The organism is Methanoregula sp. (assembly GCF_023227875.1).
GTDB lineage: Archaea > Halobacteriota > Methanomicrobia > Methanomicrobiales > Methanospirillaceae > Methanoregula.
This window is the reverse complement of record NZ_JALOCH010000009.1, coordinates 106,154-130,279: the sequence shown is the minus strand read 5'-3', so window position 1 is coordinate 130,279 and position 24,126 is coordinate 106,154. Positions and strand designations below refer to the sequence as shown.

Here is a 24,126-nt window from a genome sequence, read left to right as displayed (position 1 = left end):
TTCCGGCTCGCTGATTTCTTAAGTGTCTCCTTTCTATTTGATTTCACACTCAAGAAAAGGAGACATTGTACCTTAGATCTTTTGGTCGTCGGTACAACCATTTTTGGATGAGGATTTCAACAGAGCATATTTTTTATTTTTTTCTCTGCGTTTTTCGTCACGCTGGTGACGGTAAAAAATGAAAAGTTGCTCGTCTTTTAAAAATTTTTAATTCTCGTTATTTTGGGGTCAACAACACTGAGTTTTTCCATGAGGACGTTGAGTCCGGTTTTGACATCGTCCATATTCTTTCCACCGGTGATGACAATCTTTCCCGATGAGAAGAGAAGGAATACGATCCTGGGCTCAGAGATACGGCAGACAAGTCCCGGAAAGGCCTCCGGCTCATACTCGACCCGCTCGTGATCCATCAGCGCTGCCACGATCCTGACCAGGTTGAGGGGGAACCCGATGTTATAGGTGCAGACAATATTGGTGACCGCGCACGTCGCATCGTCAAGGCAGGTGATTCCGGCCTCCCGGATTTTTTTCAGAAGGTTTTGTAATGCGGTTTCAATATCTTCGGCCCGGTGGAGTCCCGTGAGAACGATCCTGCCTGATGCAAAAATGAGTGCAGCGGATTTCGGGTTTTGCATATGGTATACCGCACCGGGAAACTTCTTTTTGGTGAATGTGCAGTCCGTTATACTGGTTGCAATGAATTCCAGATCGATCGCATCCGCAATCGTCCCGGCAGCGACGATATTTTCGATCTTTAATGAAGTGTTCCCGCTCTCTTTCATGCAATAAAATGGGCAGAAGTACCTATATATCTCTAACTTATCGCCGGTGAAAGCGGGGGCGGGACCATTCTTTCATTACGATTATTTTTTCATTCACGGAATTTGAAAAAAAAAATTTTCCGGTTTTTTTTCTGTAATTATCAGGAAGGATGTGTGCGATACCCTGAAAACAGGATATCATGAAGTGGGCCTTTCCGGGACCCCCATCTCCCGGGGAGATCCCCGGTTTTGGGGGTGGGCAAAACCGGGCCTTTTGCGGGCTCCGGTTACCTCATTCCGGTGGGTCAACAGGACAAATTCGGAAAAAACACGGGCGTAATTACAGGACAAATCCACGGAAAAATTCCCGTTTTTCAGGTGTGAATCGTAACGTCCGTAAATACAGCCGCTAATAGACGCTAATGGGAGGCAGAATGGGATGTGGAACGGGTTTGGCACGTTCCGGGTTCCAAGTCAGGGTCCGGAGGGGCTCTATGACCCTGTAAACGGGGATCGCGATTTTACGACGAAGAAACCTGCGGGTTTCTTCTTATCCTCCAGGTCTGATGACCTGTCGGACGTCGGAGAAATGACGGTTTTAGGGAAAAACTATGATAAATAACGGTGGGCTGATACGCGACCCGGGTTCTGCCGGAAAATTTCGGCCAGAGGCCGGTTGATCCGGAATAATTTTTCAGATAACGATCAGGATCGCGATGAAAATTTTGGTCAAACTTTTGTTGAATATCCAGTCTCTTTTTTTGTTGGGCCGGAACTATTGCGATGCCTGACGCGCAAAACGGCTCGCGGGACTCGAAAAGTGCCGGTGCACTTTTCTCGCGGTTCAGGAGTGAAAATCTTCACCGATTCGAAGAATGCTGCGGCATTAGGTTGAAGACCTGCGATCTTCGAAGACTTTCAGTCTTCTCATGTGTCAGGTCTGATGACCTGAAGCATTCTCCTCTCTCATGTCTAACGACATTCGAGATTCTCCTGTCTCGACTCTGAAGAGACTCGACATTTTACGCTACGCACTTACCGGTATGCTTGCGTGATCAAGTCCCTTGCCCAGCGAAGGGTCGGCGAGACCCCCGAGCGACTTCAAAGATTTTCTTTGAAAATCTTCTCGTCTTCCTTCGTCAGACCCCAGAATGGGGTAGGGAGGCTCATAATAAGCAAAATGCAACTGGAAAAAATTAAAAGTTCTAGGTTGACGATAAGGCGAACAGTTATAGCGAGTGAGACGAGCAAAACGCCACATCTGGTATTGCGTTACGTATTTACCGTGATCGACAATTGTACAGTAATACTTTTTTTTTAATAATTTGAGAAAAGACTCGTCTACGAAAATCGAAGCGCCTCGGCCGGGACTTGAACCCGGGTCAAAAGCTCCGGAGGCTTCTAGGATGTCCACTACCCTACCGAGGCAACACATTCGCCGTGTCCTGTGCACTGCTGTTCCGGCACGCATAACACCTTTGCATGAAACACATGCGGTTATGACGAGGGAGACAGCACCGGAGTGCGGGGGTTCACGGTTCCATATTAACAACACCTCATTGCGTATTAAAGCTCTCGGATGGCGGAAAGAATGGGGGAAAAATTCTGATGATAGCGCAGCACAGGTACCGGCACACTTTTTTCACACGACCGATACTGTCGTGTCCCCGGTCGCCATTTCGCAATGCATAGGCCCGCCCGGATTTTTTATAATCTCCCATGTCTGGCCCTGATTTCTGCGCAAATCTGTTATAATTTCCCGGAATGGAATGTCAGGCAAAGGGAATATTCTATATACCGTGTCATAAAAGTAATACTATACGATCGACAGTACACCTGTACTTATACATTCTCACTGATCCTATGACCCCTCTTTCAGGACACGAAAAAATAAGCGGGATCCTCCTCCTCCTCCTTATCCTCTCGCTTACGTGGACGGTTTCAGCTCTTTCGGATCCCGGCTCCCTGACGGTGGTTGTCAATGATGCCCGGACTAAGGAAGTCCTGGGTAACGCCCTGATCTACCTGGACGGCGCATACAAGGGGACCACATCTTTGTCATCCGGGAACATGACCCTGCCGGATGTCACGCAGGGAACACATACGGTGCGGGTAACCCGGCCGGGTTTTAAGGAAGTGACAAAAAAGTTCTCGTATCCAGATGAACAGACACTTAACATTGAGATCTCGCAGGGGTCCCTGGTATCGCTGAACGGGAACGGGGCATCGGCAGATGCAATTAATGTGGTTTTTTATCCTTCGTCAACCTCGTATAGTTGTACCGATCATGCCAAGATCGCAACACCCCTCTATCTTACCAATGAAACCCGGTTCCGGGAGGATGTGATGAAGGTGATCCGTTCCACGTACCTGGACCTGGACAAGGTAACGTCCCCTTCGGAGGCCCTTCCCTCCGGCTACGCGAGCCGGTTCAATTTCTATTATTATTATGACCCGGCGGCACCTGCCGATGCATTCTCCGGGTGTGCCGGCACCATTCCCGAGAGTTACTGGAATGAGGTCACGTTTGCGGACGTGACCGTCATCCTGTACCCAAAGTATTATGGCATCTATTCAAACACGTCCTGCCAGCCAACCGGATGCAGCCAGAACTTCGGGCCGGGGCGCAACCTGATGAAGGCCCCCGCAGACCAGCTGACGCTGATCCAGCACGAGACCGGTCACGCGGTATTCGAGCTGGTCGATACCTACTGCGGCAACACCTATTATTACCAGAACGATCCCAATGCGAATGTCTGGGCCTCGCTCGAGTCGTGCCAGTCCTCAGCCCGGGCAAACCAGCGCGATCCCGGCCAGTGCCGGCAGATCCAGAAAAAGGCATCCCTCTCTTCAGCCAGCTGCATCCAGAACTACTGGCAGTGGGATCCCATGCCGGATATCATGGCGAACGGGTACAGGGGCAAATATGGTGAAGCAGCAACGCAGCGCATCAGTCACGTGATATCACAGGCGGGTGGATGATCATGAAGACTGTCTGGATCTGCTGCCTGGCGCTCTGCCTGGGTGTTCTCGTATGCTCGTGCGGAGTATCAGCGGCTGAGCAGCCCGTACCAGAGTTTGACAAAATCCTGCAGATCAAGCTTACGTACGATGACGGCCGGTATTCCGTATCATCGATGGAAGTCAGGTACGGGAAAGCCCCCAACCTGAAGATCCGGACCGGCGATTTGGCGGGGAAGATCCTGGGCCCGGGCGGAAACGAACTGCAGTCATTTTCAGTACAGGAGCCGGGTCGGGCCTATGGCGATATCCTGGGAGACCCAGGCGGAGACAGCCTGATCGGCTATACTGAACAGCCGGCGTACAGCGACATGTTCATCACCGCCCCCTATGAACAGGATATGGAACAATTCACCTTAACCGATATGCGTGACGGGACCCTTCTCGTAACAGCAGATCTCAGGCCGTCGGTCAATGTCTTCTGTGCCGATTATGCCGGTGATCCGGACTGCCTTGTCCGGGCAGCACCGGTAAAAACCGCAACTCCCGACACCAGCCTGTACCTTGTGCTTGCCACGCTGTTCTCTGCTTCTGTCTTTATTGCAGCAGGTTTGGCGATCCTGACCATCCGCCGCAGGACAAAAGTACTGGTGCCTGAGAAACAGGATGTCCTGATCGTTGATGACGATCCTGATATGGTCGAGGCCATTGCCGAGCTTCTCCGGATGGAAGGCTATGCCCCCCGTACGGCATCCAGCGGGAGGGAATGCCTTGATCTCATTAAAAAACAAATCCCCGACCTGATACTCCTTGATGTAGGCATGAGCCCGATGGACGGGTGGCAGACCCTTGGGCAGATCAAGAAGGGCCCGGCATCCCGGACAATCCCTGTCCTGATGCTCACCGGCCGCCAGCTCACGCCGGAATTGGCAAAACAGTACCATATCTGTATCGATGATTATCTCATGAAACCCTTCCAGCTGGATGAGCTCTACGCCGCGATCAACAGCATTCTTGAGAGAAAAAAGCAGCTGGAAGTGACCCTTGCCCTGGCCCGGAAGGCCGGGGTCGATAAGGATAAATTCTGCGAGCTGGCCAAACTCTCCCGTCGCATCACGGTCGATAAGAAGCTCCTCGGTATCCTGAACGTACCTATGGCAGTACCCGTCGTGGCGGACCTGGACCTGGATACCCTCGATGATATGCTTGTCGTCGATTACATCAACGTGAAGACACGGGACCGGGAGAGACGTGCCGAACAATTACGGCAGGAGATCAACTCCGTGTTCCGGTCCAAAGGGTTTCCGGAGCTTGGCTGGTAATGAGACGCATTAAAAAAATATTTTTAAAAAGTGCCGGGGGATTGTTCAGGCTTTCTTCATGTGGTACTGGTGCCAGATCCTGCAGGCGCCCTCGTGGCTGACCATGCATGGCCCGACCGGGGTCCGTGGCGTGCAGACCTTCCCGAAGAGCTTGCAGTCAGAGGGATTTGCAAGCCCCCGCAGGATCTTGTCACAGCTGCATGCCGAGTGCTTGGAGATGTGTTTGAACTCGATCCCGAACTTCTTCTGCGCATCGTACTGCCCGAACTCCTTTTTAAGCCGGAGGCCTGAACCCGGGATGACAGGAAAGCCGCGCCACTCGACATCGGACGGCTCAAAGACCTCGTACATCAGCTTCTTTGCCTTGATATTTCCTTCGCGGGTGACCACCCGGGGATAGGCATTGTCCACCCGGTGCGTCCCTTCCCTGACCTGCTTCACAAGCATGAGAAGGCCGAGCAGGATGTCTTCTGCTTCGAACCCGGCAACGACCTGCGGTACGGGAAAAACCTCGTACTCTTCATAGCCCATGATCGCACAGACATGGCCGGGGAGCATGAAGCCGTGCAGTTTTGCCTCGCCCTGCTCGAGCAGCCACTTCATCGCGGGCGGGACAACGCGGTGGCAGGAGAGGATGGAGAAATTTTCCGGTGGCGTTGTGAGGAGCGTTGCGGCAACGGTCGGGGCGGTGGTCTCGAAACCTACCGAGATGAAGACCACTTCCCTGTCGGTCTTCCGGGCGATCTCGACCGCCTTGTGGACACCCTGCACCACGCGGATATCCCCCCCGCAGGACTCCATGGACCCTTTTGATCCGGGCACCCGGAGCAGGTCCCCGTAGGTGGCGATGATGCAGTCCTTCTCCACGAGGTCGAGTGCCGCATCGATCTCGCCCTGCGGCGTGATACAGACCGGGCAGCCGGGTCCCATTACGATCTTCAGCTGCTCCGGGAGCAGGCTGCGCAGGCCGGTCCGTGCGATCGCCGCCTCGTGCGTGCCGCAGATGTGCATGAAGGTCATGTCGCGGTCCACCAGTTCGTGCAAGCTGTCCGCAATCTCTTTGCCCGTCGCCATAAGAAGTCTCAAAAGTATTTACCGTTCAGTCACATAAGTATACGTGTATGGCGCTCGAACTATCAGGATTCGAACCGAACTACATCTACGCAGCACTCACGATACTCGTCGGGATCATCATCGCGTTTTTCGTCCGGACGTTTGTCAAGTGGCTGGAGGCAAAGGCTGAAACCACGGAGACGAAATGGGATGATATCATCATCGCCGCGCTGGGCTTTCCGGTCCAGATCACAATCGTTGTCATCTCGGTTTACGTAGCCATCACCACATTCAACATCGTGCCGGAGAATGCACAGTTTCTCCTCAATCCTGCATATGTGACGTCGTTCTATATTCTCATCAGCGCCTGGATCATCTCTTCCCTTCTCCATGACATCATCACCACGTACGGGCGTTTCCTGGCGGGGAAGTCCGATACTGACCTGGACGACCGTCTCATCGACCTCCTGGAACTGGTGGTCAAATACGTTATCTGGTTCGCTGCGATCATGGCGGTGCTCAATGTCTTCGAGATTGATATCACACCGTTCCTTGCCGGTGCGGGCATTGTCGGTATCGCAGTAGCGCTCGCTGCACAGGACTTCATCTCCAACTTCTTCGGTGGCGCTATAATCAAGGTCGACAAGCCGTTCAAGGTCGGCGACCGGGTCAAGATCAATGACAATTACGGGAACGTGATCTCGGTGGGCACCCGCAGCACCCGTATCCAGACCCTCGATTACCAGATCGTGACGATTCCCAACAGCACCATCACGTCGAATGTGATCATCAACTATTCCGAACCTGACGAGAAACTGCGGTTCACGATCCCGGTGAGCGTTGCCTATGGCACTGATCCCCGGCGGGTCAAGCAGATCCTCCTTGAAGTTGCCCGTGAATCGATCAAGAAGACCAATTACCTTCTCGATGACCCGGCCCCCACGGTCTTCTTCACCGAATTTGCCGAGTCCAGCCTGAACTTTATTCTCCGGGTCTGGGCACGGAAATATAATACTCCCGATGAGATCAAGGACGATATCAATATCCGCATTGCCGAACGGTTTGAGGCAGAGGGTATCGAGATCCCGTTCCCCCAGATGGACGTCCACATGAAAAAATAACCCGTATCTCACATTCTTTTTTTTAGAATTTTTTTACACCATAGGACACGTTTAAGTCCGTTGAGCAACGACCACTCATCATGTTCGGGGTCTCAACCTTCTGCCTGCACCAGCTTCCCCTTGCCGATGCGCTTGAGAAGATTTCCGCTGTCACCGACCGGATCGAGGTGATGGACGAGGGGCTCCACTATCTCGAATCCGCTGAGGCGCTCCGGTCCTACGATCACCACTTCTCGATCCATGCCCCCAGCCGGGGGACAAATATCGCGAGCCGGCTGGAGACCATCCGTCGGGCAAGTGTTGAGGTGATGGCCCAGTGCATGAAAATTGCGTCGGAGGTTGGCGCAGGTGTGGTGGTTCACCCGGGATACTATGCCTGGGCCGAGGAACGGGAAAAATCCGAGCAGCAGCTGGTCCGCTCTATCGGCGAGCTGGAGAAGATCTCCAAAGAATATTCGGTCCGGTTCTTTATCGAGAACATGGGGAACTGGGAATATTTTCTTCTGAAGTCTCCCGAAGAACTGCCGCTTATCGGGAATGCGCCGTTCGCGCTCGATGTCGGACATGCGCACCAGATGGGGTGCCTTGACCGGTTCCTCGGGCACCCGGCTGCGCATTACCATCTCCACGACAATGCCGGAAAGGAGGACTCCCACTGGGCGGTAGGTGACGGGACGATCGATTTTGAAACGGTGATGAAGACCGTCCGGAACTCCGGTGTCGAGCCGATTATTGAAGTGGCGACGTTTGACGGGGTCGTGAAAAGCATCGAACGGCTGAACGCGCTCTGATGGCCGGATTATAAAACCATATCCTCCCTCACGTATGAACAAGGCAGGATTTACGGGTTTTTCCCGGTTTATCTCCGCAATGTTTTATAGGGATTACTCACAACGTAGTTAGGCAACCCGCAACGGAATCTCTTTCGTCGGTTGTATACGTGCCTATGTGACACAGCCCGGCAGTGTGCCTCCTTGGTAAGGAGGAAGTCCCGAGTTCAAATCTCGGCATAGGCTTGAAAATTCCTATCCTTCGAATTTCTATTCTCTAAAAAAATTAATCGATTTTTGCCCGTTCCGGATAATACATTATATTCGAACTCCTCTGTTGACCTTTGTTGATTTGATCGGTCTCGTAAGAACTTTCTATGTGTTCTTTGATTATAACACCGGGATACTCTTTCTCTTCGTGCGCTGGCACCAAGGTATATTGCCGGATGATCTGAGCCCCATTCACACCCGTTGGGAGGTACATGATCAGATACGTCATATTTCCCATATTCTTCCATGTACCGGATGCTTCCCCGGTAACGGTATCTATCTTAATATTGTCAGAAACCATTGACGTTGTCCCCTCGCGATAGTTTAAAATTCCTCCCGGGTAGAATCTGAATTCATAACCTGTTTTTTGCCCATTTGTTATTGTATCGGAGTATTGCCGTATATACCGATGAAGAATCGGGTCAGTAGCCGCAATATCTGTTGTCGGGATCGTGGTCTGTGTGGTCACAATGACAACGGTTGGAGCAATCATTGGGGTGGGGGGAATGGTTGTCTGGGCTGCTGTCTGCATCGTGGTTACTGTCGGGGTATTCGATACTCCTGTGCATCCAGCCGCAATCACTACTGCAATGCATATCAATCCAAGGAGAAAAAGAGAAAAATTTTTCATATTTCTCCGGTTATATCCCGGCATGATAATTATTTCGATATGATGGATTTATCGGTAAGACCACGGGATTTGATCACACATACGTTGTATACAACTTATGGACATCAAGACCTATCTCTGCCAGCCATAAAGATCGCACGGTCATGATGGAACGGCGTAATAAAAGAGATAATGATCGGTTCGTACCGGTTTCTGGATGTTTCCGGACTGTGGAAAGATGGTGAGCGACTAAAAAATTATGCGGGTATTTCGTGATAATCGGATTTTTCAAACATTTTTTTAGGGATCTGGATTTTTCTTGTTTTTGGCATGGGAGAGGGTAGAGACTGATTTTTCTTTCGCATTCCTTCAAGATGAAAGTTAATTGCCCCCTTCATGTTTTCGAATATGCTTTCTTCAGTTTTGCCGGTTGCAATGACACCCGGAAGTTCCAGGCAATATGCGGAAAAATTCTTTTTTCCCTGTTCAATAATGATGGTTAGTGAAACCATTATCTCACCTCCGTTTTTTTGAGACCTGCTTAACAATACGTACTAATTTATTTTCGTTTTATTAAACACGCTAATAAAAATAAAAAAAATGGCACATAACCATCCAGCGTAAAACCATAATGAAAGATTTACACTTGGACATTTATACAAGGGAGATGAACATATTTCGATAGCCTTAGCCAATGATATGTAAGTACCTTGAGAGAAAAATAAAGAAACTGGCACTAATGGAATTGCATACATTGCAAGAATTATTGCTATACCAATAATAATCCCGAATGGTTCGGGAGAAATACGATATGAAGATGAAGTGGATGAATTTATTTGGATCAAAGAAGCTCCGCATTCTTTACAAAATTTATTATCATCGGAGTTCTCTTTCCCGCATTTTTGACAATACATAATTTTTCGTTAAATTTTGAGATGATAATATTTTCTTTGGACTTACGTGCGTTTTTTTACGAGTTCTCCCCCCCCCCCTCGCTTCGCGCGGAGTCGCCGCGACGCCTCGTCGGGTCGCGGCTGGGCAAGGTTCTGGATCATGCCAAGAGAACCGGTAAATGCGTAGCCAAATGTCGAATCTCATCAGAGATGAGGCACGAGAAGAACCCAAATGGTTCTTCGAGCAGTCGGGAGACCTTTTGCGCGTAAAGCATCGCTCAGTGTGAACTTGCCAACAAAATTTTCCTACAATTTTTTTCATAGTCTCACAATCCGTATAAAAAATTTTGAAAAAAATTAAATTTTTTTTAAGAAAATTTTCGCGATGCTGCCCCGGATCCGGAACATGAAAGACAATATCCTAAATCAGGATTTCTTCATCCCCACCCACCCACGTGCTGAATCCCATAGCAACTACCTATCCTCAAAGGAAACAGGGTCTAAACAGGCCGGTTTTTCTCCTTGGAAAACAGCCAGTTTCACGGCAGAACGCTGTACAGGGTTTTTCCGGGACACTTTCCTCAATAACCCCCGAAACAGGCCGGTCGGAGCATTCCTGGAAGTATCGATCCGGGGTTGCTGTGGGGCCGGATGGGTTGGAACGAGGGTTCAGGTCCCCTTAAGTCAAAAGTATCTTTTCGCGATCGATACTATAGCACGGTCCTTGATCCTGATTACACACTCTCTCGTTACCGTCAGTGACCGGGACTTACAATCCCTCTGAAAATTATCTCCTCGTAAAACGCTCCATTTTCGGATCCGGGCTCATTTTGAAAAACCGACTTTCTGATACTCGCGTTTTTTTGCGAATTATAGAGCAGTGATTTTAAGATACGGCTGAATCATCGTTATTTTGTGCATTTTGGGAGCATTTCAGCCTCCAAAAAACGTCTAATTGGTGCCTTTTGGATAAGCGACTACTGCCGGAACGGCAGTAGGAGCTTGAGAAGAAAGCCGGGTGGCTTTCTTCGAACAGCGCCCGGGAAATTTTTTCGCTCCTGGAGCACGTGAAACGAAACGGGAGAGGTTTTCCCAGACACCCCCGTTTATGGCGGGAACCGGAGTTACCGCACGAACATAATCAGTTCGCCATCGGGCGCAATGGTGTACCGCTGCACGAGCGTCTCGTCGCGTAACGTACATTCGCTGCCAAACACTTCATGGAATTTTTCCCGTATCCGGTCAAGGTGCCGGAAGTCATAGCCTGTTGAATTTTCCTGTGCTGCCACGTCCATCATACCAGTGAAAAGAATTGCCGGAACTAAAAAGGCAGGGCATGAGGGGGGTGAAAGTGTAAACCGTCCAGCTTGCTGCACCGCGGTCCATAAGATCTCACTGGCGCCTCCCGCTGGAGGGATCACTTTATGGAGATTCCTCCCCAAACTGATCAGGACAAATCAGGTGAACCATGAGCCAGCAGACACCGTTACCGGCCGGGGCAAAAACATCCGGCGGCCGAAAGTACACGTTTGCATCCCGGATGGCAAAGACGCCCAAGTCATTCATCCGTGAAATCCTCAAGGTGACCGAAGACCCCCGGATCATCTCCTTTGCCGGGGGCCTCCCGAACCCGGAGCTCATCGATGTCGGGGGCGTAGCCCGGGCCGCCGCAGATGTACTTGCACAGGACGGGAAAGTTGCACTGCAGTATTCCACTACCGAAGGGTACCGCCCGCTCCGCCAGTTCATTGCCGACCGGTACAAAAAACGCCTCGGGCTGGACATATCTCCCGATGAGATCCTGATCACGAACGGCTCGCAGCAATGCCTTGACCTGATCGGAAAAGTCCTCATCAGCGCCGGCGACCATGTAGCCATCGAACGGCCCGGGTATCTCGGCGCTATCCAGGCATTTTCGCTCTATGAACCCGTCTTCCATCCGGTCATCCTGCACGAGGACGGGCCGGACCCGGCGATGCTGGCGCATGAGCTCGACCACTACCCGGTCCGGTTGTTCTACGGTGTCCCGAATTCCCAGAACCCCTCCGGGGTGACCTATACAGAAGAACGGCGAAAAGAGCTCGCGGAGATATTCGCAGAACGGGGCACGCTTGTTGTCGAAGACGATGCGTACGGCGAACTGAACTTTGACGGGGTCTCCCTGCCCTCGTTCCGTCAGTACCTGCCGGAACAGGCGATCATCACCGGGTCGTTCTCAAAGATCCTTGCACCGGGCATGCGGATGGGATGGGTGGTTGCTCCCCCCGCGATCATGGAACAGCTGGTGATTGCAAAACAGGCCTCGGACCTCCACTCGAATTACCTCTCCCAGCGGATCGCGTACGAGTACCTCTGCACGGTGGACATCGATGCAAAGATCCGGGTCATCCGTGCCCGGTACCGGGACCAGTGCACCCTCATGGTCAGCCTGATTAAGGAGCTGATGCCGGCATCGGTCACCTGTACACAACCCCGGGGCGGGATGTTTGTCTGGGTCACCCTGCCGGACGGCATCTCCTCCATGGACGTGTTCGAACATGCCCTGAAAGAACAGGTCGCCGTCCTGCCCGGCATACCGTTCTATACTGACGGGGGCGGCACCAACACCCTTCGGCTCAATTTCTCCAACTCGACACCGGAGAAGGTCCGCACCGGCGTGGAACGGCTGTCCCGGGTCATCCGGCAGCTGGACCGGCACTGAGCACCGGGCTCCCCCCCTCCCCTCTTTTTAACCAACCGTTCTTAATACGGATTGAGTATAAAAATAGTACCAATAGACAGCTGTAGTATCTGTACAGGTTGCAAAAGACTGTACCGGAAAGGGTATATGCGGTCTTTATAAAACCTCTATGGCAGATGGATCCATCGACAGCAGGACTGGAAAAAATCCACGATACTCCCCGGCATTTCAACACGAGGTAACAGATTCCATGAACAAGAGTGATGCAGAAGCATTGTTGCGGCAGGGCATTGAACTCTATGATCTTGGCCGGTTCCAGGAAGCCATTGTCATGTTCGACCGGGGACTTGCATTGTATCCCCGGCTTGCAAAAGCCTATTACTTCAAGGGCATCGCGCTGTACGACCTGGGAAAATTTGAAGAAGCGATCGAGGCCTACGACCAGGCCGTAGAGATAGAACCAACCGATCCCAATGCATGGTATAACAAAGCCGCAACCCTTGCCCAGATCGGCCGGAACGAAGAGGCCCTCGTTGCCTGCGACCGCCTCCTCTCCATAAAATACGATAATGCCGAGGCCTGGATCCTCAAGGGGATCGCGCTGTATGAACTGGGCCGGTTCCAGGACGCGATCGGTGCTTACGACCATGCGCTGATGGTGGACTCCCGCCACGCGAAAGTGTTCTACAACAAGGGGATTGCGCTTGCGGACCTTGGCCGGCACCAGGAAGCGATCTTCGCGTACAACAAGGCGATCGAGATCGTTCCTGAATACTCACGTGCGTATTACAACAAGGGGATCTCCCTCTACGATGTCGGCAAATATGACGAGGCCCTGGCCGCGTTCGACCGGGCGCTGGAACTCGATCCGGACGATATCTGGGTCTGGTATTACCGGAGTTTTATCCTTGCAAAGCAGGAGCGGCACGAAGATGCGGTGCAGTCCGCGGAAAATTTCCTCCAGCACGAGCCCGGTCATGCCGACATCTGGGCGATCAAGGGGATGTCGCTCTTTAAGATCGGGATGTACGTGGATGCCGTCTATGCCCTGCACCAGGCAACCGACCTGAACCCCGATCTTTCCGATGCCTGGTACTACCTCGGGCTTTCTGAAGTCCGGATCGAACGGTTCGAGGATGCGGCGGAGTCATTCACGAAGACCCTTGAGGTACAGCCCGGGAATACGAACGCCATATTCCAGCGGGGGCTTGCCTGGTTCCGGTTGAAACAATACCGGGAAGCGGTCCTGGATTTCGACCAGGCAACGAATCTTGAACCCGACAATGAGGAAGCCTGGTACCGCCGTGGTGTTGCCTGCATCAACCTGAGCCGGTACGAAGAGGCGCTTGACTCGTTCACCCGCAGGCTCGCACTCGACCCGGACCATGCCGGGTCGCATTACTTCCGGGGCATTGCCTTCACACGCCTCGGCCGGCACAAGGAAGCGATCGAAGCGTTCGAGGACGCACTCCAGCGGGACGCCGGGTGCGCATCGGCTGCCTTCCAGGAAGGGATCTCGTATGCCAGCCTTGGCCGGTTCACCGAAGCGGTCGATGCCTATAACCGGGCCCTGCAGATCAATCCCGGTTTTTCCGATGCCCTCTATCACAAAGGGTTTGCCCTCGCCAAGCTCGGGAGAAACGAGGACGCGGTCCAGGAATTCGACCGTACCGTGGCGTTCGACCCGAACAATGCGCAGGCATTCCACCAGAAAGGCCTGCAGCTCATAAAAGTCGGGAAGTTCGAAGAAGCGATCGAATCCTTTGACCGAAGCATAGAGCTCCGCCCCACCTACTCGCAGGCATTCTACGACAAGGGGACGGCACTCATCAAGCTCGGGCGATACGAGCAGGCGCTGGACGCGTTCGGCAGGGCCGTTGCCATCAACCCCAAATATATCAACGCCCATTACCAGGGCGGACTCGTCCTTGTCCAGCTTGGCAGGAACGAAGACGCGATCGCGGCATTCGAACGGGCCGCGGAGATCGACCCGTCCCATACGCTCGCGCTCTTCCACCGGGGCCTGACCCTCTCCCGGCTCAACCGGTTCACGGAGGCCGTGACCGCATTCGACGCGGTCCTTGCGATATCCCCGCAGAACACCAATGCCCACTACGAGAAGGCCCTCGCGCTGTTCAACCTGCTGCATTACCAGGAATCGGCCAATGCATTCGAGGAAGCCCTTGAACAGAACCCGGCGCTCACGGACGGCTGGCTGTTTATGGGGATTGCCCTTGCCCATCTCGGGCGGCTCGAGGATGCAATCGCCGCGTTCGACAAATCACTGGGTCTCAACCCGAAGCTGAGCGAGGCCTCGATGCGGAAGGGCATTGCCCTTTATTCCCTCGGGAAGTACGACGAATCGATCACGGTCCTGAACCGGGCGCTTGACGACAATCCCCGTGACCTGTATGCCTGGTGCTACAAGGGACTGGCACTCTCTGCGCTGGAACGATACGATGAGGCCGTCCGTTCATTTGACAAGACCCTCGAGATCACGCGGAAATGCCCGCGGGCATATTTTGAGAAAGGGAATGCGCTCCTGAAACTGGGAAAACCCCTCGAGGCCGTGGTATCCTATGACCAGGCGCTGGACCTCTCCCCGGACGATCCCAGGATCCTCTACCATAAGGGTGTGGCCCTCGCCCAGCGGGAGCGGTACGACGATGCGATCATCGCATTCGAGAGCGCCCTTGCGGTTGAACCGGAGAATGCATCCGGTTTCTACTACCTGGGGATCGCATATGCCGGGCGTGAACGGTACGATGATGCGATCCGGGCATTCGACAGTGCCCTTTCCCTCGATACTTCGAATGCGCAGGCCTACCACTTCAAGGGAATCGCGCTGATCCAGCGGGAACGGTACGACGATGCCGTAAAGGCTTTTTCCAGTGCCCTCGCCATTGAACCGGAAAATGCACTGTCGTATTATTACATGGGGCTTGCCTATCTCCAGTCAAAGCAGTTCGAGAACGCGATCTCCGCTCTCGCGCAGGCGACACAGCTCGATCCAACGCTTTCCGACGGCTACATGTACCAGGGTATTGCGCTTGCAGCGGTCTCGCGCCATGAAGAGGCAATCCCGCTGCTTGACCAGAGCCTTGCGGTAAACCCCTCGCTGATCGAAGCAATGATCTGCAAGGCCAAATCACTCTTCATCCTTGAGCGGTACCCCGAGGTGATCGAGACCGATGACCGTATCCTCTCGCTCAACCCGACGCTCATCGATGTCTGGATGCAGAAGGGAGATGCCCTGTCCGGCCAGTCCCGGGAACTGGAGGCCATCAACGCTTACACAAAAGCGCTGGAGATCAATTCTAACCTTGCCGAAGGATGGGTGCGGAAAGGGACCGTGTTATACGATCTCGGCAAGATCCCCGATGCGATCAGCGCATACACCCGGGCGCTCGAGATCAACCCGGCGCTCTATGACATCTGGATGCGCAAGGGCGATGCGCTCAACCAGATCGGCAGGACGGATGATGCGATCCTTGCCTATTCAAAATCACTGAAGATCGAACCTGACAACGAGGCTGGCTGGATCAAGAACGGCCGGGCACTCTTTGACATGGGCCGGTACCAGGACGCGATCGATGCCTTTGACAGCGCAATCGCCCTGAACCAGCGGAGTATCGAGGCATTCTACTACAAGGGCCTGGCACTGGAGAAAGTGAACCGGTTCGAGGGCGCGATCCACGTCTTCGAGATCCTGCTCGAGATCGACTCAAAGAACGGCGATGCGCAGTTCCACAAGGGGCTGTCGCTCGCAAAGCTGGGGGACCACCGGGACGCGACCGCCAGTTTCGAGAAGACCATCGCCATCCTCCCGGCATTTGCACCGGCATGGTACAACAAAGGCAGGTCCATGATCGAGATCGGCCGGTACCCGGATGCGATCGTATCCCTGAACCGGGCAATCGAGATCGAAGCATCCTACACGGAGGCCTTCTATTATCTCGGCCTTGCGCTCTTAAAGACCGGAAAATATCCTGAAGCCCTTGAGGCATTCGACAAGAACCTGGCAAAAGACACGAGCAATGCACCCGGGCATTTCAACCGCGGTATCGCGCTCGAAAAGACCGGCAGGTTCGAAGACGCGCTGGAATCCTTTGACAAGGCCCTCATCTACGACCCGGAGAATGCCCTTGCGTTCTATCACAAGGGGAAGGCCTACGGGGACCTTGGCCGGCACAGCGACGCGGTCTTTGCCTTTGACAAGACCCTCCAGCTGAAACCCAAATATACCGATGCACGCCTGAGGAAAGGCATTGCCCTCTACAACCTTGGAAAATTCCGGGACGCAATTCACGATTTTGACAAGGCAATTATAGAGAATGCAAATAATTTCCAGGCCCATTATTACAAGGCACGGGCCCTTTCCGACCTCTCCCAGCACGACGAGGCGCTGGAAGAATACTCTCTTGCGATCAGGCTTGACCCGAACTCTGCCGAAGCGCATTATCATGCCGGTCTCTCGTTCCTGGAACGGTCACATCCTGCGGAGTCTGTTGTTGAATTCGAGCGTACCGAGACACTCGACCCCGCAAACGCGATGGCCTTCTATCACCATGGCCTTGCCCTCATGCGGATGGAACGGCAGAACGATGCCATCCAGGTCCTGGACCTCTGTATCTCCCTCACGCCCCGGTATGCCCCCGCCCATCACCAGCGCGGGCTCGCACTCTATGAACTCGGCCGCTACCAGGAGTCCGTCGATGCATTCGACCAGGCCCTCGAATCCGATCCGGCCCTTGCCGATGCGGCACTCTGCAAGTCGTTCGCCCTGCACGACCTCGGCAGGTATGAGGATGCCCTGTCAGCAGCCGAAAGAGCGATCAGTATCCGGCCCGGATCTCCCGAGGCCTGGCACAGCAAAGGCACGGCCCTTTCCGACCTCGAACGGTTTTCCGATGCAGTCCCGGCATTCGACCACTCGATCGAGCTGGATCCTTCCGATGCCATGATCCATTATGAACGCGGGCTCGCGCTGGCACACCTGGAAAAGTATCTCGAAGCAGTGGAAGCGTTCGACCGTGTCCTTGCCCTGATACCCAGCTACACCCCGGCGTTCTACCAGAAAGGGATTGCCCTTGCCGAGATCGGGATGTTCGAAGAGGCGATCATGTCCTTTAACATCGCCCTCGAGATCACCCCGGATGACGCAGCAATCCATTACCAGAAAGGGCTCGCACTGGTCCGTCTCGAGAACCATGAGGATGCGATCGAATCGTTCGATGCAGCATTCAGCATCGATCCCCTGAAAGCAGACTCCCTGTACCAGAAGGGTCTTGCGCTTGCGGTCCTCGGGAAACAGGAAGAGGCAGCGTCCGCGTTCTCGCAGGCCCTGGAGATCGATCCCGGCAACAAGGACGCGCTCTACCACAAGGGACTGGCCTTTGCCGAGCTGGGAAAATTCACCGACGCGATCGAGATCCTGACAAAAACCCTGGATACCAACCCGAAAATTGCCAATGCCTGGCTGATCCGGGGGTTCTGCCTGTTTGCCGTTGAACGGTTCTCTGAAGCGGTGCTCTCGTACAACAATGCCCTTGAGATCGAGACAGAGAACCCCCATACCTGGTTCTACAAGGGGCGGGCGCAGATCAGCCTCGGGAATGATGAAGATGCGGTGGCGGCATTCGACCAGGCCATCCGGCTGGTCCCTGAGTTCGGGGAAGCCTACTATTACAAGGGCGTTGGCCTGTTCCGCCTGAAACGCCTGCCCGAAGCCGCAGCGTCATTTGATGAAGCCAACCGGCTGATGCCGGACTTTACCGAGGCCTTCCTGGAGAATGGCCGGACCCTTGCCGCACTCGGGAGGTACCGTGAAGCGGCGACGGCCTTTGAACAGGTGCTGGCCGTCCATCCCAAGGACCTCTCCGCACTCTACGGGCTGGCACGGGCACGCGATCATCTTGCTTCCTACAAGGAAGCGATCGCCGCATACGCAAAAGTCAACCGGATCTCCCCGGACTGCGAACGGGCATTCCTGTACAAGGGTTTTGCCCAGATGCTCCTCCACGAGTATGACGATGCGGTTGCTGCATTTACCCGGGTCATCGAGATCAACCCGTCCAATGCCGAAGCATGGCAGGAGAAGGGCAGGGCACTTGTCATGCTTGAAAAATTCGCGACAGCCGTAGAAGCGTTTGATGGCTTCCTGGGGGTTAAGCCGGATGTTGCCGAGGTCCTGTTCGAGAAGGGTCTTTCCCTCACCCACCTCGACCGGTACGAGGACGCTCTCGAAGCGTTCAGCCGCTGCATCGAGCTTGGCCTGAACACGGCAAGGGTCCATACCGAGCAGGCGCTCTGCCTGTTCAGGCTTGAACGGTATGAAGCAGTGATCGCTTCGGCAGACCGGGCACTTGCCCTCGACCCGCAGGACCCGCGTTCTCTCCTGGCAAAAGGCGAATCCCTGCTGCTCCTCAACCGTTATGCGGAGGCCATCTCCTCGTTTGACGGGGTGATCGCACAGGATCCGGAAAATGTGCGGGCACACCGGGGCCGGGGGATCTCCCTGGTAAAACTTTCCCGGTACGAGGACTCGGTCATTGAACTGGACCGGGCGCTGGAGAACGATACCGCAAACCCGGAGCTCCTTGCATGCAAGGGACACTCCCTGTACCGCCTTGCCCGGTATAAGGAGGCAGTGGAATCGCTGGGCAAATCGTTGAAACGAAAACCCCAGAACCCGGCAGCCCTCCTCTTCCGGGGGAAGGCATATCTCCGCCTCAGCCGGTGGGATGATGCCCATGCGATGTTCGAGAAGCTGATCACTCTCGACAAGAAAAACGCCACTGCCTGGTATTACAAGGGCGTTGCCCTTTCTGCACAGAACCTTCACGAGGAAGCCCTTGCAGCATTCGAGAAGGCGATCGTGTCCGAAGGTACCTGTGCTGTCGCATGGTACAATAAGGCACGTGAACTGAACGCGCTGAAAAAATACGAAGATGCCCTTCCTGCCTTCGATCGTACTCTTGAACTGCAACCGGATATGCAGGATGCCGCGTACCAGAAAGGGCTGGTACTGGCAATTATCAGCCGCCATGAGGATGCCGTCGCAGCCTTTGACCGGGCCGTGTCCATGGGGCTGAATACCCGGGAACTCTGGTATTACCGCGGGAACTCCCTCATGCAGGTTGGACGGTGGCAGGATGCACTGGAATCCTTCACCAGGACCCTGGGTCTCGCGCCGGAAGATGCAGCCGCTTGGCTCGACAAGGGTGTCTGCCTCACAAAGCTCGCGGATTATTCCTCTGCTGTTGAAGCATTTGATAAAACTATTGAGTATGACCCGAAATCCGTGCAGGCCGTGTTCAGCCGCGGGCAGGCATTAACGGAACTCGGCAGGGATGAGGAGGCAATACTTGCGTTTACCCGTACCCTTGAACTCGATTCCACCTGGTATGATGCCGCATACCTGAGGGGGCGTGCATTCTCACGGCTCGGGAAATACACAGATGCTATCGCATCCTTCGATTATGCCCTTGAACATGCCCCGGATTTTTACCAGGCTCATTACTACAAGGGACTTGCCCTCCAGGCCCTGGGGAAATACGAGAAGGCGATACGCTCCTACAAACAGGCCCTCACCCACGATACTTCGATCGTCGATGCCGTATACCAGACCGGTCTTTCCTACTTCGGGCTCGGTAAATATGAGAACGCCCTCAGGGCGTTTGACAAGATGCTGGAAGTGGAGCCGAACAATTCGCAGGTCCTGTACCAGAAGGGACGTTCCCTGGCACGACTGTCGCGGTTCGATGAGGCACTCCAGTCGGTCGACCGTGCACTGGAACTCGAAAACAACAATGCCGATGTCTGGGTGCTCCGTGGCAGTACCCTGTACGACCTGGGCCGGTTTGAGGAGACCCTGGAATCCTTTGACCGTGCCATTGCCCTCACCCCGGAGAACCCGGTTCCCTGGTACCTGAAAGGCCGGTCGCTCACCGATCTGGCACGGTACCAGGACGCAGTCCCCTGTTTTGACCAGGTGCTCGGGGCCGATGACCATTGCGGGGGAGCCTGGCTCAGGAAGGGCAGTTCGCTCCTCTCGCTCGGCCAGTTTGAACCGGCCATCGATGCCCTGACCCATGCCCTTGACCTGGATCCGAAGAATGCAAACGGGTGGTATGACCGTGCCATTGCGCTGTCGGAGCTGGGCCGGTATGAAGAAGCGGTTGCATCCTATGACCACGCCATCGCGATCAACCGAAAATATGCCAACGCGTGGTATGACAAGGGCGTTGCCCTGGTGCACCTCGACCGTGACCGCGATGCAATCCAGGCATTCGAGAACACGACCGCGATCGATCCGCACTTCATCAACGCCTTTTACGACAAGGGGCTCGCGTTCGAGCGGCTTACCCAGTACAGGGAAGCGCTCACGGCATTCGATGCAACGCTCTCGATCAATGCTTCGTATGTCCCTGCCCTCTACCATAAAGGACTGGCACTCTTCCACCTTGACCGGTTTCCTGAAGCGGCATCCACGCTCTCTGCCACCCTTGACCTTGACGCAACCCTCACGGATGCATGGTATCACCTGAGCCAGTCCTATATGCGTCTTGGGAATTTCGATGAGGCCGTGCCCGCATTCGACCATGTGCTCGAACAGCGTCCGGACGATATGGATGCATATCTCGGAAAAGGGCGTGCACTCTCTGCACTGGGATCCTATGACCGTGCCATTGAGTCGTTTGACAGGATCATCGGGCACTCTCCGCAGCATACCGAAGCATGGCATGCGAAAGGGCATGCCCTCTATAACCTGAAACGGTATGGCGATGCGATACATGCCTTCAATACGGTACTCCGGTCTGACCCGGGGGACCACGACGCGATGTATCACCGTGCTGCATCGTATGTCGCCCTTGATAAGTTTGAGGAAGCGGTCGAATCATACCATCACCTGCTGACCCTGACACCGGATAATGACAAGGCATGGTTCGAACAGGGCATGGCCCTGTCCCGGCTCAACCGTCATGACGATGCCATCCATGCATTCAACCAGGCGGTCCGCATCCGGCCGGACTATTTCGATGCCCTCTTTGCGAGGGCCCGTTCATTCGACAGCCTCGAAATGCCAAAGGAGGCAGTCGATGCCTACAATAATGCACTTGCGGTCCAGCCCATGCACATCCCGTCCCTCCATTTCAAAGGTGCAGCTCTTGTGAAGATGGGGAAGAACGAGGAGGCCATCAAGATCTTTGACCGTGCACTGGAGATCGACCCCACGTATACGGAAGCGTTGTACGACAAGGGCCGGGCCCTGTCAGCGCTGGGGATGTTCCGCGAGGCGGCCAAAACATTCGATAAGGTGCTCAGCATCGACGGGAACTATGCCGGCGTGTATTACCACAAAGGTCTTGCCCTTGCGAGCCTTGGCCGGCATGACGAGGCGATCATCGCCTTCAACAAGAACATCGACCTCGACTCCGACAACTGGCAGGCCTCGTACCATAAGGGGCTTTCCCTCTTCCAGACCGGAAGGTCCCAGGACGCGATCGAGGCCTTCGATAACGTGATCGGGATCTTCCCGGAATCGATCGATGCATGGCTCCACCGGGGCAAAGCGCTTTCCGCGCTGGGCCGGCACAACGATGCCGTTGAATCTTATATCCGGACGCTCGAGATTGACCCGTCCAATGCCGATGCCTGGTATCTCAAGGGAAGTGCGATTTATGCATCGAACGGGTACGAGGATGCGATCGAGGCATTCAACAGGGCTTTGGAGATCCGGCCGGATTACATGTCGGCATATTACGACAAGGGACGGTCCCTGTGCCATATGGGCATGTTCCAGGAGGCGGTGATCGCGTTCGATAATGCTCTTTCCCTCCAGCCAAAGAATGTGGATGCCCTGTACCACAAGGGAGCAGCGCTGGCAAAACTCTCGCAGTACGACGATGCGATCCAGGCCTTTGACAAGGCCCTGAAGATCCGCCCCAATTTCGCCCATATCTGGACGGGAAAGGGAAGGGCCGTATCCGCTCTTGGCAGGGACCATGACGCGGTCAGTTTCTTCAACAAAGCCCTTGGCATCAACCCAAAGGATGCACGTGCCAGTTATTCCCTTGGCTTTTCCTTATTAAGGCTCGGGAAATATCACGAAGCCATCAGGAATTTCGAGGCAGCGCTGGCGCAGCATCCTCACTGTGCAGAAGCGTATTACCAGAAGGGCCGGGCACTCGCGATGCTCTCCATGAACAACGAGGCTGTCATCGCGTATGACCGGGCGATCTCGGAGAATGACGGGTTTGCGGAAGCTTGGCTGTACCGCGGGATCTCACGCGCCAGCCTCGACTTGTTCGACCTGGCAATCCAGGATTACGGGCACGCCCTTTCCCTCAACCCGTCCTATGCCGCTGCCTACCTCTTCCGGGGCATTGCCCTGATAAAGGTGCATCGTGCGGATGAGGCGGTCGGTGCATTCGACCAGGCGCTCATCCACCAGCCGGATTATCCCGAAGCATACTATTACAAGGGCCGTGCCCTCCTTGAACAGAAACAGTACGAGGACGCGATCCCGTCTTTCGACCTGGCCCTTGCAAACAACAACCGCTACGCGGAGGCCTACTTCCACAAGGGTGTTGCCCTCGCCCGCATCGAGCGGTATGATGAGTCGATAACTGCGTTCAACGCGGCACTGGGTATCCAGCATGAATACGCCGAGGCGATCTACGAACGCGGGAGGTCCCAGCTCCACACCGGAAAATACAAGGATGCCATTTCCTCCTTCGACCAGGTCCTCGCGCTCACCCCCGGGAATGCGGGTGCCCTGTACGAAAAAGGCCGGGCGCTCCTTGCCCTTGTGAACCCGACGGCAGCAGCCACTGCGTTTGACCAGGCGATCGATATCAACCCCTCCTGCTGGCAGGCACTCTTCTGGAAAGGTCGTGCACTCGTTGAACTGGTGAGTTACGATGCGGCGATCACGGCATTCGACCATGCGCTGGAGATCATGCCGCGGATGGCCGTGATCCATGACCAGAAGGGACTGGCCTATGCAGCCCTCGAACAATACCGCGAGGCGATCGGGTCCTATGACCGTGCACTGGAGATCGAGCACCTCCCGCCGGTATTTGCCCACAAGGGCGTTTCCCTCGCCGAGCTCGGGATGAACCGGGACGCGATCGAGGCCTTTGACAAGGCGATCGAGCTGGATCCGAACCTTGTCGAGGCGTGGATGGGAAAAGGGAATGTCATGTATGATCTCGGCAAATATCCGGATGCGGAAAGGGCGTACGAGAGCGGGCTTGCACTGGACCCGGAAAATACCGAGGCACTGACACGGCAGGGGATGGCCCTGTCGGCCCGGCAGAAATACGATGAAGCCATCGAGTTTTATGACCGTGCCCTGCTGATCGATCCAACGTTCTCCATCGCGTACTTTACCCGGGGCAGTGCCCTGATTGCGCTCGGCCGGAATGAAGACGCCGTGGAGGCGTTCGATGCGATGCTCCATATTCAGCCGGAGTTCGTCGATGCCTGGATCCACAAGGGCCGGGCGCTCCAGGAGATGGGCATGTTCCAGGACGCCCTCGCTGCATTCAAGCGGGCGCTGGAGATCGATCCCGGGCGCAAGGAGTGTTGGAACGATATCGGGGATGTCCTTGACAAGATCGGCAAACCCGAGGAAGCAAAGATCTGTTACGAGAAGGGAAGGTAAGGGGTTCCCGTTCC

12 protein-coding genes and 2 tRNA genes are annotated in these 24,126 nt (G+C 54.6%); 7 read left to right on the top strand and 7 right to left on the bottom strand.

Annotated elements, in window-relative coordinates; all coding sequences use genetic code 11:
• Positions 1–197 precede the first annotated feature (197 nt).
• Both M0R30_RS10710 and M0R30_RS10705 read right to left on the bottom strand, forming a co-directional pair.
• Positions 198–782: a TATA-box-binding protein gene (locus M0R30_RS10710; protein ID WP_292546682.1), complete on the bottom strand. Its 585-nt coding sequence runs from the start codon at positions 780–782 to the stop codon at positions 198–200.
• 1,335 nt (positions 783–2,117) lie between these two features.
• Positions 2,118–2,189, bottom strand: a tRNA-Arg gene (locus M0R30_RS10705).
• Between the two features lie 435 nt (positions 2,190–2,624).
• Between M0R30_RS10705 and M0R30_RS10700 the strand changes: the two genes are divergently transcribed.
• Both M0R30_RS10700 and M0R30_RS10695 read left to right on the top strand, forming a co-directional pair.
• On the top strand, positions 2,625–3,743 hold the full coding sequence (locus M0R30_RS10700) for a carboxypeptidase regulatory-like domain-containing protein (RefSeq protein ID WP_292546680.1): 1,119 nt from the start codon (positions 2,625–2,627) through the stop codon (positions 3,741–3,743).
• A 2-nt stretch (positions 3,744–3,745) separates the two neighbouring features.
• Complete coding sequence (locus M0R30_RS10695) at positions 3,746–5,044, top strand: response regulator (RefSeq protein WP_292546678.1); 1,299 nt, start codon at positions 3,746–3,748, stop codon at positions 5,042–5,044.
• Positions 5,045–5,089: 45 nt separating this feature from the next.
• On the opposite strand, the gene hypD is transcribed toward M0R30_RS10695, so the two are convergent.
• Complete coding sequence (gene hypD / locus M0R30_RS10690; RefSeq protein ID WP_292546676.1) at positions 5,090–6,118, bottom strand: hydrogenase formation protein HypD; 1,029 nt, start codon at positions 6,116–6,118, stop codon at positions 5,090–5,092.
• Positions 6,119–6,165: 47 nt separating this feature from the next.
• Here hypD and M0R30_RS10685 point away from each other — a divergent pair, with 47 nt between their 5' ends.
• The 3 genes from M0R30_RS10685 to M0R30_RS10675 all read left to right on the top strand — a co-directional run bounded on the left by M0R30_RS10685 (position 6,166) and on the right by M0R30_RS10675 (position 8,234).
• Positions 6,166–7,218, top strand: coding sequence for a mechanosensitive ion channel domain-containing protein (locus M0R30_RS10685; protein WP_292546674.1), 1,053 nt, complete (start codon positions 6,166–6,168; stop codon positions 7,216–7,218).
• 80 nt (positions 7,219–7,298) lie between these two features.
• Entirely contained in the window at positions 7,299–8,009 is a 711-nt protein-coding gene (locus M0R30_RS10680) for a sugar phosphate isomerase/epimerase family protein (protein WP_292546672.1), read from the top strand.
• A gap of 151 nt (positions 8,010–8,160) precedes the next feature.
• Positions 8,161–8,234: transfer RNA gene (locus M0R30_RS10675), tRNA-Thr, on the top strand.
• 40 nt (positions 8,235–8,274) lie between these two features.
• Here the strand turns inward: M0R30_RS10675 and M0R30_RS10670 are convergent.
• From M0R30_RS10670 to M0R30_RS10660, 4 genes are all read right to left on the bottom strand, one after another.
• Positions 8,275–8,889: a hypothetical protein gene (locus M0R30_RS10670; RefSeq protein ID WP_292546670.1), complete on the bottom strand. Its 615-nt coding sequence runs from the start codon at positions 8,887–8,889 to the stop codon at positions 8,275–8,277.
• Between the two features lie 236 nt (positions 8,890–9,125).
• Entirely contained in the window at positions 9,126–9,380 is a 255-nt protein-coding gene (locus tag M0R30_RS10665) for a type II toxin-antitoxin system HicB family antitoxin (RefSeq protein ID WP_292546668.1), read from the bottom strand.
• Between the two features lie 42 nt (positions 9,381–9,422).
• Positions 9,423–9,782 (bottom strand): zinc ribbon domain-containing protein, encoded by a 360-nt coding sequence (locus tag M0R30_RS14785; RefSeq protein WP_366513129.1) that lies wholly within the window; start codon positions 9,780–9,782, stop codon positions 9,423–9,425.
• Positions 9,783–10,885: 1,103 nt separating this feature from the next.
• Positions 10,886–11,059, bottom strand: a complete 174-nt coding sequence (locus M0R30_RS10660) for a hypothetical protein (protein ID WP_292546666.1) — start codon at positions 11,057–11,059, stop codon at positions 10,886–10,888.
• Positions 11,060–11,229: 170 nt separating this feature from the next.
• On the opposite strand from M0R30_RS10660, the gene M0R30_RS10655 reads away from it, so the two are divergent.
• Together M0R30_RS10655 and M0R30_RS10650 are read left to right on the top strand one after the other, a co-directional pair.
• Complete coding sequence (locus tag M0R30_RS10655; RefSeq protein ID WP_292546664.1) at positions 11,230–12,462, top strand: PLP-dependent aminotransferase family protein; 1,233 nt, start codon at positions 11,230–11,232, stop codon at positions 12,460–12,462.
• Between the two features lie 229 nt (positions 12,463–12,691).
• Positions 12,692–24,112 (top strand): tetratricopeptide repeat protein, encoded by an 11,421-nt coding sequence (locus M0R30_RS10650; RefSeq protein ID WP_292546662.1) that lies wholly within the window; start codon positions 12,692–12,694, stop codon positions 24,110–24,112.
• Positions 24,113–24,126 lie beyond the last annotated feature (14 nt).